Below are 12,977 nucleotides of genomic sequence, written 5' to 3' on the forward strand. Positions count from 1 at the left end.
CCATATTGCCTTCGGAATAATCATCTGCCGCGCGGCGTTGATCTTCGTATAGACCAACGTTGCACGAAGGATGATCAGGATGATCGGCAAAACGGCACTTGTCGCGGCTTTCGCCCTCGCCCTCGTTCCAAGTCTCGTCGGCGCGCAGAACGGTCGCTGGAGCGGCTACGGCGATAGAAGAGGCATCGTGGCACCGCCCCAGACCGTTGAGTTCGGCCGCGCGGTCGGCCCGCGCGATCCGACCGGCATCCTGCGCGGTCAGGGTATCAGCAGCCGCCACGGCGGCATCGGCAACATGGGCGGCGGCTCCGGCCGGAGTGCCAATACCGGGATCGGCCTCGGCGGCATCGGCGCCAACCAGGGCGCCCGGTTCTGAGCCTGCCCCCGGCGGCCCCGTTCAGGGACCGCCGGGTTCGGCCACCGGCCCCCCAGCCGTCCCCAGCCCGGCCTTCGCGGCCCGGCGGTTGACGATCCCGAGCCGCAGGACGGCCTGCTCCAAGAAGTCGAGCGCGTCGATGAGGCCCGCGCGGGCCTGTTCCACGGCCGCGTCGCCCTCCTCGGGCGGCGTCTCGGCGAGCTTCACGGCGGCGATCAGCACCCGGTCGCGCTCGTCCTCGATCCGGCCGTCGCGCTCGAGATGGCCGCGCACATCCGCGTCGAAGGCCTCCAGGACCGCGAAGGGGAGGGCGTCGCGCCCGATCCGGCCGGGAAAGCTCCTGGCCCGGCGGCGCCCTTCCTCGGCGGCGCGGGCGAGATGGTCGGCGAGGCTGTCCAAGGGCTGCTCCGGAATCGCGGCGAGGGCATCGACGAGGCGCCGATACCGGAACGCCCGGACCGGCATGCGGGCTGCGTGCCGCCCACCGTCGACCCTATCTTAGGATCGATGCTGGCGCTCGGCCCGCCGAGATGGCAGAGAGCGGCCTCGCCGAGCCCCCGAGCCGCAGGAACCGCGCCATCCCGCCCGCCACGCCATCCGGAGCCCCGGTGCCGCACAGGGCGGCCGCGTCCCGGCACTTCATCCTCCCCCTGATGGTCCTGCTCGTCGGCCTCCTCGCCGCCGGGGCTGCCGCGCTGCAGCTCAAGGGCGCGAGCGAGCGGCGCGATCACGAGCGCTTCGAGCGCCTCGCCGGGCAGCAGGTCAACCGCATCCGCGAGCGCCTGGAGACCTACGTCGCGCTGCTGCGCGGCGCGGCCGGGCTGCTCGCCGCGAGCGAGCGGGTGACGCGGCCGGAATTCGCCGCCTTCGTGGAGCGCCTGCGCATCGCCGACCTCTACGGCGGCACCCGCGGCATCGGCTACGCCCGCCGCTTCCGGCCCGAGGAGGCGCAGGCCCTGGTGGCCGAGATGCGCGCCCAGGGGCTGCCCGACTTCCGGCTCCGACCCGACCCGCCGGGCCCGGACCCCACCGCCATCGTCGCCCTGGAACCCCTGGACCTGCGCAACGCCGCCGCGATCGGCTACGACATGTATTCCGAGCCGGTGCGCCGGGACGCGATGGCGCGGGCGCGGGACACGGGCGAGCCGGCCCTCTCCGCCCAGGTCGAGCTGGTGCAGGAGATCGACGGACAGAAGCAGGCGGGCTTCCTCGTCTACCTGCCGGTCTACGTGGGCGGGGCGGTGCCGGAGACCGTCGCGGAGCGACGGCGCCTGCTCAGGGGCTGGGTCTACAGCCCCTTCCGGGCCGGCGACCTGTTCTCCCGCGTCGCCGTCCCGCTCAGCCCCGGCGGCGCACCGGAGGTGACCTACCGGGTCCGGGACGGCGCCGGGCCGGCCGGCGACGGGCCCGGCGAGGCCGCCCCGCTCTACGCGTCGGGCGCGGGCGAACGGGTCCCGGAGGCGGGCTTCTCGACGCAGCGCACCCTCGACATCGCCGGCCACGCCTGGATCATGACCCTCGCGGCGGCGCCCGGCTTCGCGCGCGATCCGGCCGGCGACGTGTGGCCCCTGGTCCTCGGCGCCGGCTCGCTCGTGACCCTGCTGGTGGCGGGCGCGGCGCTCGCCCAGGCCGGGGCGAGCCGCCGCTCGGAGGTCGCGCGCCGCGACCTCGAGGAGGAGACCGCCCGCCTGGAACTGCTCAACCGGGCCGGTGCGGCGCTGGTGGCCGAGCACGACCTCGCGCGCCTCGTGCAGACGGTGATCGAGGCCGCCACCGAACTCGTCGGCGGGGCCTACGGCGCGTTCTTCGAGCGCGTGCCCGCGGGACAGGAAGGCAACGACGAGGACGTCTGGCGCCTGTTCAGCCTCACGGGGGGGCCGCGCGAGGCCTTCACCCGCTTCGGTCTGCCGCGGGCGACCAACCTGTTCCAGCCGACCTTCCTGGCCGAGGGCGTGGTGCGCTCCGACGACGTGGCGACGGACCCGCGCTACGGCTCGCACGGCGGCATGCCGAAGGGGCACCTGCCGGTGCGCAGCTACCTCGCGGTGCCGGTGGTCTCGGGGACCGGCGAGCGGCTCGGCGCCCTGCTGTTCGGCCACCCGGAGCCCGGCCGCTTCGGCCCGCGCGAGGAGCGACTGATCACCGGCTTCGCGGGGCAGGCGGCGGTGGCGGTCGACAACGCGCGCCTCCTCGCCTCGGTGCGGCGCAAGCGCGACCGCTTCCTCGGCGCGATGCGGGCGGTGCGCGGCGTGCTCTGGACCAACGACGCCTCCGGCCGCATGGTCGGCGAGCAGCCCGGCTGGGCGGCGATCACAGGCCAGAGCCGGGCGGAATACGAGGGCTACGGCTGGGCGGACGCCGTCCACCCCGACGACGCGCAGGCCAGCGTCGAGGCCTGGAACGCGGCGGTGGCCGAGCGGCGCACCTTCGTGTTCGAGCATCGGGTGCGCTCGCGGGACGGCAGCTGGCGGACCTACGCGATCCGCGCGGTGCCGATCCTCGACGAGGAGGGCGCGATCGTCGAGTGGGTCGGCGTGCACACCGACATCACCGAGCAGCGCGAGGCGGAGGCGGAGCTGCGGGAATCGAACGAGGAGATTCAGCGCTACGCCTACATCGTCAGCCACGACCTGCGGGCGCCGCTCGTCAACGTGATGGGCTTCACGAGCGAGCTGGAGGCCGTGCGGGACGACGTGCGGGCGGCGCTGGGCGACCACGCCGAGGCCGGGCGGATCGACGCCGACATGGACGAGGCGCTGGGCTTCATCAAGGCGGCGATCACCAAGATGGAGGCGCTCATCGCCGCCATCCTGAAGCTGTCGCGCGAGGGGCGGCGCACCTTCCGGCCGGAGCCGCTCGACATGCGCGCCCTGGTGCAGGGCCTCGCCGACGCGCAGCGCCACCAGGCGGACAGCGCGGGCGCCCGGGTGGCGGTCGCCGACGACCTGCCGGAGATCGCCGCCGACCGGCTCGCGGTCGAGCAGATCTTCGGCAACCTCATCGACAACGCCCTGAAGTATCTGGCGCCGGGGCGGCCCGGCCTGATCCAGGTCGCGGGCCGGCCGGTCGCGGGCGGGCGGGTGCGCTTCACGGTGGCCGACAACGGCCGGGGCATCGCGCCCCAGGACCACGCCCGCATCTTCGAGCTGTTCCGGCGCTCCGGCCTGCAGGACAGGCCGGGCGACGGCATCGGGCTGGCGCACGTCAAGGCGCTGGTGCGTTCCTTAGGCGGCCGGATCGAGGTATCGTCGGAACTCGGACAGGGGACGACGTTCAGCGTGACGCTGCCGCGCGCGGCGCAGGGTCCGGACGTGCCGCGCGGCGCGGCCGCGTGACGAACAGGGGATTTGGGGGACTTGGACGTGCATCCCGTCTGCATCGTGATGATCGAGGACGACGAGGGCCATGCCCGCCTCATCGAGCGCAACATCCGCCGGGCCGGCGTGAACAACGACATCGTGCCGTTCCGCAACGGCACGGACGCGCTCGCCTACCTGTTCGGCCCGGACGGGACGGGCGAGGTGAGCGCGCGGCGCCACCTCCTGATCCTGCTCGACCTCAACCTGCCGGACATGACCGGCATCGACATCCTGGAGAGGATCAAGGCGAACCCGCACACCAAGCGCTCGCCGGTCGTCGTGCTCACCACCACCGACGACGCGCGCGAGATCCAGCGCTGCTACGATCTCGGCGCCAACGTCTACATCACCAAGCCGGTGAACTACGAGGGCTTCTCGCACGCGATCCGCCAGCTCGGGCTGTTCTTCTCGGTGATGCAGGTGCCCGAGAACTCATGAGCACGACGCCTCCGTCCGCACCGCCGGACGGCGTGCCCGAACGCGGGCGCATCCTCTACATCGACGACGACCCGGGCCTCGCCCGCCTCGTCCAGCGGGGCCTCAAGGCGCGCGGCTACGTCGTCGAGACGGCGCCGGACGGCGCCGCGGGCCTCGCCCGGCTCGCGCAGGGGGGCATCGATGCGGTGGCCCTCGACCACTACATGCCGGGCCAGACCGGGCTCGACCTGCTGCCCGAGATCCGGGCGCTGCCCGACGCGCCGCCGGTGATCTACGTCACGGGCTCCGAGGACAGCCGCGTCGCGGTGGCGGCGCTGAAGGCCGGCGCGGTCGACTACGTCTGGAAGGACCTCCAGGGCCAGTTCCGCGAACTCCTCGGCGAGGCGGTCGATACGGCGCTCCGCCAGGAGGCCCTGCGGCGCGACAAGGAGCGGGCCGAGGCCGCCGTGCGCGAGGCGCGCGACCGGGCCGAATTGCTGCTGCGCGAGGTCAACCACCGGGTCGCCAACTCGCTGGCGCTGGTGGCCGCGCTCGCCCGGATGCAGACCAACGCCGTCGCGGACCCGGCCGCCAAGGAGGCGCTGGAGGAGATGCAGGCGCGCATCTCGGCCATCGCCGGCATCCATCGGCGCCTCTACACCTCGCAGGACGTCGAGGCGGTGGAACTCGACGCCTACCTGGCGAGCCTCGTGGAGGAGCTCCAGGCCTCGATGAAGGCGGCGGGGCGCGACCACTCGATCCGCCTCAGCGCCGAGCCCGTGCGGCTCGCCACCGACAAGGCGGTCTCGCTGGGCGTGGTGGTGACCGAACTCGTCACCAACGCCTACAAGTACGCCTACCCGCCGGAGATCCCGGGCGAGATCCGGGTCGCGGTCAGCCGCGAGGCCGAGCTGCTGACGCTCAGCGTCGAGGACGACGGCATCGGCTGGGCCGGGGAGGGGCGCCCGCGCGGGACAGGCCTCGGCGCGCGCATCATCCGTGCGATGGCGACGAACCTGCGCTCGCAGATCGCCTACGACGCGGGCCGCCCGGGCACCCGCGCGGTGCTGTGCTTCCCGGTCTGAGCCAGGGATCCTGCGGCCGGCCGGTGCGCCCGGCGGGCCGCATGAGAAACCCCGGGCGGCTCGCGCATCCCGGGGCTTCGTTTCACCGTCCCCTGTCAGGGCCGACCCGGCCCTCGCGCGGCCCCGGCTTGGCGCCGGCGCCGCGCGCCCGCAGGCTCGCTCATGTCGCGGCGAGTCTTATTTGGCGGCGAGCTTCTTCGGCAGCTTGAAGGCCCAGAAGCTGCCGCCCTGGTTGATGCCGGCGGTGGACTTGGCCACCTCGCCGCCCCAGAGCGGGACCGCGCCGCCCCAGCCGGCCGCGACGCCGATCCACTGCTCACCGTCCTGCTCCCAGGTGATCGGCGAGGCGACGATGCCGGTGCCGACCTGGAACTTCCAGACTTCCTCGCCGGTCTTGGCGTCGAAGGCCTTCAGGAAGCCTTCCGGCGTGCCGGTGAAGACGAGGTTGCCGCCGGTGGTGAGCATGCCGCCCCAGAGCGGAGCCTTGTTCTTGTACTCCCACACGACCTTCTTGGTGGCCGGATCGATGGCCTTCAGCGAGCCGATATGGGTGTCGAAGGTCGGCTTGATGGTGAAGCCGGCGCCCAGATACGCGGCGCCCTTCTTGTAGTTCACCGGCTCGTTCCAGATGTCCATGCCCCACTCGTTGGAGGGGATGTAGAACAGCTTGGTGTCGGGGCTGTAGGCGATCGGGTTCCAGTTCTTGCCGCCGAGGAAGCCCGGCGTCGCGTAGACCGACTTGCCCTTCTTGCCGTCCTCGGACTTGGCCGGGTCGCCGGGGCGGTTGGCGTCGTCGTAGATCGGGCGCCCGTTCTCGTCGATGCCCTTGGCCCAGTTGATGTTGGCCACGAACGGCGTCGCCGAGATGAACTTCCCGTTCGTGCGGTCGAGGACGTAGAAGAAGCCGTTGCGGTCTGCAGTGGCGCCGGCCTTCACGGTCTTCCCGTCCCGCTGCATCTCGAAGGGCACGAACTCGTTCACGCCGTCGAAGTCCCAGCCGTCGTGCGGGGTGGTCTGGAAGCCCCAGACGATCTCGCCGTTGTCCGGGTTGATGGCCAGCCGCGAGGCCGACCACTTGTTGTCGCCCGGGCGCAGCGCCGAGTTCCACGGGCCCGGGTTGCCGGTGCCGAAGTAGATCAGGTTCAGCTCGGGGTCGTAGGTACCGCCGAGCCAGGTGGCTCCGCCGCCGAACTTCCACATGTCGCCCGGCCAGGTCTCGTTGGCCTTGCCGGTCATGGTCGAGGGCTTGCCGTTGAGCTCGCCCATGTGGCCCTCGATGACGGGGCGCTTCCAGACGATCTCGCCGGTCTCGGCGTCGCGCGCCTCGACGCGGCCGACCACGCCGAACTCGCCACCCGACACGCCGGTGATGATCTTGCCCTTCACGATCATCGGCGCGGCGGTGTAGCTGTAGCCGGCCTTGAAGTCGTCGATGTCCTTGCGCCACACGACCTTGCCGGTCTTGGCGTCGAGCGCCACGAGCTTGGCGTCGAGCGTGCCGAAATAGACCTTGTCCTTGTAGAGCGCCGCGCCGCGGTTCACCACGTCGCAGCAGGGCAGGATGCCCTCGGGCAGGCGCGCGTTGTACTCCCAGAGCTTCTCGCCGGTGCGCGAATCGAGCGCGTAGATGCGCGAGTACGAGCCGGTGACGTAGATCACGCCGTCCTTGACGAGCGCCTGGCTCTCCTGGCCGCGCTGCTTCTCGCCGCCGAAGGAGAAGGAATAGGCCGGCACCAGGCCCTGGATCGTCTCCTTGTTGATGGCCTTGAGCGGGCTGTAGCGCTGGCCCTGCGGCCCGAGGCCGTAGGTGACGACGTCGTCGGTGGTCTTGGCGTCGTCGAGGATCGCCTGCTCGCTCACGCCGCCCGGGCTGGCGGCCTTCTCGGGGGCCCCGAAGGCCGAGCTCGCGCCGAGCGTCAGCGCCGCGACGCCCGCCGCCGCGAGGAACCGGTTCCGCACCGTCATGGGTCTTCCTCCTGGATCGTCCCGGGACGCCGGCCCGCGTCTCGCGCGCGTTCATCTTGCGGCTTGCCCCTGGATCGAAGACTAGGACAGGCTTCGGCCCGAAAGTTATTGGCCATAAGTCGAAGATAAGAGGACGGGTCGCGCCGGGGGCCGCCCCGGGTGCGCCGGGACGCGCTTGCCCGGCCGGGCCGGGGCCGCCAGAAGGGGCCTCCCCGAGACGCGTGCCGAGGAGCATGAGGACGTGGCGGACTTCTCCGAACTCGTCGCCCAGGCGGTCAACCCGTCGATGACCCGCAGCGAGCGCGAAGCGGTCTACACCGTGGTGCGCCAGGCGGTGCAGCGCCTGCAGGAGCGCGAGGCGCTCTCGCCGGCGGACGCGCGCTTCGCCCTGCAGAACCACCTCGTCGAGGAGACGATCCGCGACGTCGAGGGCGAGATCGCCCGCACCGCGGCTCTGCGCAAGCTCGACGACGCGCTCGCCGCCCAGAACAAGGCCTACAACGAGCGGCGCTGAGGAGGCACGGTTCAGCCGTAGGCGGCGAGCGCCCGCACGCCGCCGGGCTCGGCCACCTCCAGCCCCGCCTCGACATACTCGTTGAGCTTGTTGCGCAGCGTCCGGATCGAGATGCCCAGGATCTTGGCCGCGTGGGTGCGGTTGCCGAGGCAGTGGTCGAGGGTGTCGAGGATCAGGTCGCGCTCGACCTCCGCCACGGTGCGGCCGACGAGGCCGCGGGCGGCGTCGGCGGCCTGCGCGGCCTGCGCCGCCCGGGTGGCCGGGCCGTCAGCGGGGCCGATCGCGTCGCCCTCGGGCGTCAGGATCGCCTCCGCGCCGATCTCGGGCCCGCTCGCCAGCAGCACCGCCCGGTGCAGGGTGTTCTCCAGCTCGCGCACGTTGCCGCGCCAGGGGTTGCGGGTGACGAGGGTGCGGGCCTCCGCCGAGAGGGCGCGCGGGGCCAAGCCGTTCACGGCCGCGTACTTCTTGGCGAAGTGGGCGGCGAGTTCGAGGATGTCGGCGGGGCGCTCGCGGAGCGCCGGCAGGCGCAGGTGCACCACGTTGAGGCGGTAGAACAGGTCCTCCCGGAAGGTGCCCTTGCGGACCTCCTCGGCGAGGTTGCGGTTCGAGGTGGCCAGCACCCGGATGTCGACCTTGACCGGCGCCGTGCCGCCGACGCGGTCGATCACCCGCTCCTGCAGCGCCCGCAGCAGCTTCGACTGCAGCCGGACATCCATCTCGGAGATCTCGTCGAGCAGCAGCGTGCCGCCGTTGGCCTCCTCGAAGCGGCCGATGCGGCGCGCCACCGCGCCCGTGAAGGCGCCCTTCTCGTGGCCGAACAGTTCGGATTCGAGCAGCGCCTCGGGAATCGCCGCGCAGTTGACCGAGACGAAGGGCTTCTGGGCCCGGTGGGACTTCTGGTGGACGTGGCGGGCCAGCACCTCCTTGCCGGTGCCGCTCTCGCCGGTGATCAGAACGGAAGCCTCCGAGCGGGCGACCTGGTCGGCCAGCCGCACCACGCGCTCCATCGCGGGATCGCGCCAGACGAAGGCGCGGCTGTCGGAGGTCACCGCCTCCAGCACGGCCGCGATCAGTTCCGGATCGGGCGGGAGCGGGATGTACTCCTTGGCACCCGCCTGGATGGCGGCCACCGCCGCCCGCGCGTCCGCGGCGACGCCGCAGGCGATCACGGGCGTGCGGATGCGCTCGGCCTCCAGCGCGCCGACGAGGGCGCGGATGTCGAGCCCGACATCGATCATGATGAGGTCGGCGCCCCGCGCCCGCAGCACGGTCAGCCCCTGCGGGACGGCGTCGGCCTGCGTCACGGCGGCGCCGCGCTGCATGGCGATCTTCGAGGCGGTGACGAGCTCGCCGTTGAGCCGTCCGATCATCAGGAGCCGCATCGGGCACCTCCCATCCTGCCGCCCTGCCGCTCGGCCGGGCGGACATCCCAAAGGAATCAGTGCTCGCTCTTGACGATCTCGGTCATCGTCACGCCGAGCCGGTCCTCGACCAGCACGACCTCGCCGCGGGCGACGAGGCGGTTGTTGACGAAGATGTCGATCGCCTCGCCGACCTTGCGGTCGAGCTCCAGCACGGTGCCGGGGCCGAGCCGCAGCAGGTCGCCGATCGGCATGCGCGAGTTGCCGAGCACGGCCGAGACCATCACCGGCACGTCGAAGAGCTGCTCGAGGTCGGCGGCGCTCTTCGGGCTCGTCGGCGCCTCGCGGATCGAGTCCGCGTCGAGGCCGGCATCGTGCTCGCCGCCGAGCTGGGGCAGGCTGAAATCGTCGGACATCACGGGCTCGGGGGTTCGGGCGAGGGATCGGAAGAGGGGTCGGTGTATCCGAGGCCGAGGGCCCGGGTGATCGCGGCCTCGATGCGGGCGCGCTCGCGCACGATGCCGCCGTCGGCCCACTCGATGCGCGCGTCGCCCCGCTCGAGGTCGGGCTCGCCCAGCACCACGAGCCGGCCCTCGAACCCGCGCTCGCGGGCCAGCCGCCTGAGCAGGGACTCGGTCTCCTCCACGAGGCTGTCGTGCACCCGCACCGCGAGGTGGGGCACGCCGCGCAGGTGCTGGAGCGCGCCGCGCGCCGCCTCGCCGATTACCGCGAGCGGCTGTGCGTCGAGCGCCTCGCCGGCGACCCGACGCGCCAGCAGCACCGCTACCTCGACGGCCTGGGCCTCGCGCTCGGCCTCGCGGGCCTCGGCCTGGGCCATCAGCCCGGCGACCGAGAGGGCGAGCCGGTTCATCGCGTCGGCCAGCCGCGCCTGGAGCTGGGCGTGGGCCTCGGCCCGCCCCTCGGCCCGGCCCGCCTCCAGCCCGCGGGCCAGCGCCTCGGCGGCGGCCCGCTCCGCGGCGGCGGCGACCGAGACGGCCTCGCGCGCCGCCGCCTCGGCCGCCAGGTCGGGCTTGGGCTTGCGGAAGTCGGTGTCGAACAGGAAGGGGCGGGCGCTCAATAGACCAGCTCCTCCTCGGCGTTGCCCTTGGCGATCATGATCTCGCCCTTCTCGGCCAGCTCCTTGGCGATCTCGGTCATCTTGCCCTGCGCCTCATCGACCTCCTTGAGGCGGATCGGCCCGAGCGAGGTCATCTCGTCGTCGAGGTTCTTGGCCGCGCGGGTCGACATCTGGCTCATGAAGAAGCCGCGCACCCGCTCGTTGGCGCCCTTGAGCGCCCGGCAGAGCGTGTCGCTGTCGACCTTGCGCATCAGGGTCTGGACGCTGCCGGGGTCGAGCTTCAGGAGGTCCTCGAAGGTGAACATCAATTCGCGGATGCGCTTGGCCGAGCCGCGGTTGGCCTGGTCGAGGGCCGCGAGGAAGCGGCCTTCCGTCTGCCGGTCGAAGGCGTTGAAGACGTCGGCCATCATCTCGTGCGCGTCGCGGCGCGCGGTCTGGGCGATGGTCGAGACGAACTCGACGCGCAGCGTCTCCTCGATGTGGCGCAGCGCCTCCTTCTGCACCGTCTCCATCCGGAGCATCCGGTTGAGCACGTCGATGGCGAACTCCTCCGGCAGGATGGTCAGCACCTTGGCGGCGTAGTCCGAGCGCACCTTGGAGAGCACGACGGCGACCGTCTGCGGGTACTCGTTGCGCAGGAACGAGGCGAGGATCTCCGGGTCCACCTGGGCGATCGAGGCCCAGACGCGCTTGCCGGAGGCACCCTTGATCTCGGCCATGATCGCCGAGACTTGGTCGCTCGGGAAGATCTTGAGGAGCAGCGCCTCGGTGCGCTCGAAGTTCGAGGAGATGCCGCCGCTGTTCGACAGGCGGGAGACGAAGTCGATGATCAGCTTCTCGACGACCTCGGACTCGAGCGAGCCGAGCTGCACCATCGCGTGGCTCACCTTCTTGACCTCGTCCTCCTCCAGGCGCTGCCAGATCGGCGCGCCCTCGGTCTCGCCGAGCAGCAGCAGCATCGCGGCCGCCCGCTGCACGCCCGGCATGGTGGCGAACGCGTCCCCGCTCCCGCCGCCCGCCGCCAGCAGAGGCCCACCGGGTCCCGCCCCTACGCCCGCTCCCGCCGCCATCGCCCGTCCGCTCCCTCAAGCTCTCTCGATCCGGTCCCGATCAGGTCCGGATCAGGTTTCGTGGATCCAGTTGCGCAGCACCTCGGCGGTCTCGCCCGGGCTCTGCCGGACCATGTCGACCACCCGCTGCACCGTCTCGGCCTGGATCTGGCCGTTGATCTTGGCGAACTCCATCAGCTGCGCGGCCGGGCTGTCGGCCGCGAGCGCCAGGGTGGCGCCGCCCGCCACCGCCACGGCGGCGCCCTCCGGCCCGGCGAGCGCGGCCGCCTCGGGCGGCTCGTCCCCGGCGAGCACCCGGCGCAGCAGCGGGCGCACCACCGCGAGCAAGACCACCAGGGTCAGCAGCGCCAGCACGCCGAGTTCCGTGAGGCGCATCACGTCCTCCTTGGTGGACGGAAGCAGCGACTGGATCAGGCCGGGCTCGGCGAAGTCCGGCACGGCGGGGCCTTCCGCGAAGCGCAGGTTCACCACCTCGATCTGGTCGCCGCGCCCCTTGTCGAAGCCGATCGCGCTGCGCACCAGCGCGCCGATGCGCTCGATCTCCGCGGGGGTGCGGGCGGCGTAGACGGGCCGGCCGTCGGGTCCCGGCGCGTAGGCGCCATCGACCGCCACCGCAACCGAGAGCCGCCTGATCCGCCCGCCCTCGACGACCTCGGTCTTGGTGACGCGGGAGATCTCGTAGTTCGTGGTCTCCTCGTTCTTGTTCGTGGAATCCTTCTGGGCCGCCGGCTTGTCCTGCTGGTTGGCGCCCGGCAGCTCGTTGCCCACCGTGACCTGCCCGTCCGGGCTGCCGGTGAGCGAGGATTCGGTGCGGGTCTGGCTGGAGCGCACCACCCGGCTCTCGGGGTCGAAGGTCTCCGAGCGGCTCTCGATCCGGTTGGTGTCGAGCTGGGCCGAGACCTGCACGCGCGCCCGGTCCGGGCCGACGATGCCCGCCACGATCTCCTCGATCTGGCGGCGCAGGCGCCGCTCCAGCGCGACCTGGCGCTCCTCGAAGGCGGCGCCCGGCTCGGCCTCGCCGCCGCGCGCCCCGTCGGCCAGCAGCCGCCCGCGCTCGTCCACGATCGAGACCCGCTCGGGCTTCAGCCCCTCGACCGCCGAGGCCGCGAGGTGGCGCACCGCCCGGACCTGTCCGGGATCGAGGTCGCCCATCAGCTTGAGGACGATCGCGGCCGACGGCGCCTCGCGGTCGCGCTCGAACAGGCGCCGCTCCGGCAGGACGAGGTGGACGCGCGCCGCCTGGACGCGGCCGATCGAGCGGATCGAGCGGGCGAGCTCGCCCTCCAGCGCCCGCAGGTGGTTCACGTTCTGCACGAAGTTGGTGGACGAGAAGGCGTCGCCCTTGTCGAAGATCTCGTAGCCGACGCCGGGTTGCGCCGGCAGGCCCTTGCCGGCGAGGTCCATGCGCAGCCGCGCGAGGTCGGCGCGCGGCGCCATGATGGTCTGGCCGGCGTCTCCCTTCGCCTCGTAGCGGATGCCGCGGGCGTCGAGGTCGCGCACCACCGCGGCCGAGTCCTGCATCGAGAGGTCGGCGAAGAGGACGCCCATGTCGGGCCGCGAGACCCGCATGATGAGGAAGGCGAAGAAGCCGATCAGCGTCAGCGTCACCGCGCCCATGGCGGCGAGCCGGGCCGGTCCGAGCTTCTGGATCAGTTCGAGGACCGGCTTCACGACCGCGACGCACCCGCAAGGAACAACCCGTGGCGCGCCCGCTCGCCGGGCCGCCCGGCAAGATTTGCCGGGTTCGTGGTT

The 12,977-nt window shown here is 72.4% G+C and carries 12 protein-coding genes and 1 pseudogene; 6 read left to right on the forward strand and 7 right to left on the reverse strand.

Annotation, left to right across the window (positions count from 1 at the left end):
- Positions 1 to 79 precede the first annotated feature (79 nt).
- Positions 80 to 376 (forward strand): hypothetical protein, encoded by a 297-nt coding sequence (locus MFF56_RS12555; RefSeq protein ID WP_066926608.1) that lies wholly within the window; start codon positions 80 to 82, stop codon positions 374 to 376.
- A 21-nt stretch (positions 377 to 397) separates the two neighbouring features.
- On the opposite strand, the gene MFF56_RS12560 is transcribed toward MFF56_RS12555, so the two are convergent.
- Positions 398 to 841: a hypothetical protein gene (locus MFF56_RS12560; RefSeq protein ID WP_373324058.1), complete on the reverse strand. Its 444-nt coding sequence runs from the start codon at positions 839 to 841 to the stop codon at positions 398 to 400.
- A 188-nt stretch (positions 842 to 1,029) separates the two neighbouring features.
- On the opposite strand from MFF56_RS12560, the pseudogene MFF56_RS32290 reads away from it, so the two are divergent.
- The 4 genes and pseudogenes from MFF56_RS32290 to MFF56_RS12575 all read left to right on the forward strand — a co-directional run.
- Positions 1,030 to 1,755 (forward strand): annotated as a pseudogene (locus MFF56_RS32290) (CHASE domain-containing protein); the annotation flags it as partial.
- Between the two features lie 132 nt (positions 1,756 to 1,887).
- Entirely contained in the window at positions 1,888 to 3,711 is a 1,824-nt protein-coding gene (locus MFF56_RS12565) for an ATP-binding protein (protein WP_373324062.1), read from the forward strand.
- A gap of 48 nt (positions 3,712 to 3,759) precedes the next feature.
- Positions 3,760 to 4,173 carry a response regulator gene (locus tag MFF56_RS12570; RefSeq protein ID WP_066928184.1) on the forward strand — a complete coding sequence of 138 codons (414 nt, stop codon included), beginning with the start codon at positions 3,760 to 3,762 and terminating at the stop codon, positions 4,171 to 4,173.
- On the forward strand, positions 4,170 to 5,237 hold the full coding sequence (locus MFF56_RS12575; protein WP_066928156.1) for a sensor histidine kinase: 1,068 nt from the start codon (positions 4,170 to 4,172) through the stop codon (positions 5,235 to 5,237). The genes MFF56_RS12570 and MFF56_RS12575 overlap by 4 nt, the downstream gene beginning before the upstream one ends.
- A gap of 177 nt (positions 5,238 to 5,414) precedes the next feature.
- Here MFF56_RS12575 and MFF56_RS12580 read toward each other — a convergent pair whose 3' ends face one another.
- Positions 5,415 to 7,202 (reverse strand): PQQ-dependent methanol/ethanol family dehydrogenase, encoded by a 1,788-nt coding sequence (locus tag MFF56_RS12580; RefSeq protein ID WP_066928158.1) that lies wholly within the window; start codon positions 7,200 to 7,202, stop codon positions 5,415 to 5,417.
- A gap of 241 nt (positions 7,203 to 7,443) precedes the next feature.
- Between MFF56_RS12580 and MFF56_RS12585 the strand changes: the two genes are divergently transcribed.
- Positions 7,444 to 7,716, forward strand: coding sequence for a hypothetical protein (locus MFF56_RS12585; protein ID WP_066928160.1), 273 nt, complete (start codon positions 7,444 to 7,446; stop codon positions 7,714 to 7,716).
- Positions 7,717 to 7,727: 11 nt separating this feature from the next.
- Here the strand turns inward: MFF56_RS12585 and flbD are convergent, their stop codons facing one another.
- The 5 genes from flbD to fliF are packed head-to-tail and all read right to left on the reverse strand — an operon-like array spanning position 7,728 to position 12,896.
- On the reverse strand, positions 7,728 to 9,098 hold the full coding sequence (gene flbD, locus MFF56_RS12590) for a sigma-54-dependent transcriptional regulator FlbD (RefSeq protein WP_066928162.1): 1,371 nt from the start codon (positions 9,096 to 9,098) through the stop codon (positions 7,728 to 7,730).
- Positions 9,099 to 9,154: 56 nt separating this feature from the next.
- Positions 9,155 to 9,493: a flagellar motor switch protein FliN gene (gene fliN, locus MFF56_RS12595; RefSeq protein ID WP_066928163.1), complete on the reverse strand. Its 339-nt coding sequence runs from the start codon at positions 9,491 to 9,493 to the stop codon at positions 9,155 to 9,157.
- Complete coding sequence (locus MFF56_RS12600) at positions 9,493 to 10,155, reverse strand: FliH/SctL family protein (protein WP_066928165.1); 663 nt, start codon at positions 10,153 to 10,155, stop codon at positions 9,493 to 9,495. The genes fliN and MFF56_RS12600 overlap by 1 nt, the downstream gene beginning before the upstream one ends.
- The gene (locus MFF56_RS12605; RefSeq protein ID WP_082773406.1) at positions 10,152 to 11,225 is read right to left on the reverse strand and encodes a flagellar motor switch protein FliG; all 1,074 of its coding nucleotides are present in this window, start codon (positions 11,223 to 11,225) and stop codon (positions 10,152 to 10,154) included. Before MFF56_RS12605 ends, MFF56_RS12600 begins: the two co-directional genes overlap by 4 nt.
- 51 nt (positions 11,226 to 11,276) lie before the next feature.
- The gene (fliF, locus tag MFF56_RS12610) at positions 11,277 to 12,896 is read right to left on the reverse strand and encodes a flagellar basal-body MS-ring/collar protein FliF (protein ID WP_066928166.1); all 1,620 of its coding nucleotides are present in this window, start codon (positions 12,894 to 12,896) and stop codon (positions 11,277 to 11,279) included.
- Positions 12,897 to 12,977: the final 81 nt, after the last annotated feature.

The organism is Methylobacterium hispanicum (genome assembly GCF_022179285.1).
Lineage (GTDB): Bacteria > Pseudomonadota > Alphaproteobacteria > Rhizobiales > Beijerinckiaceae > Methylobacterium > Methylobacterium hispanicum.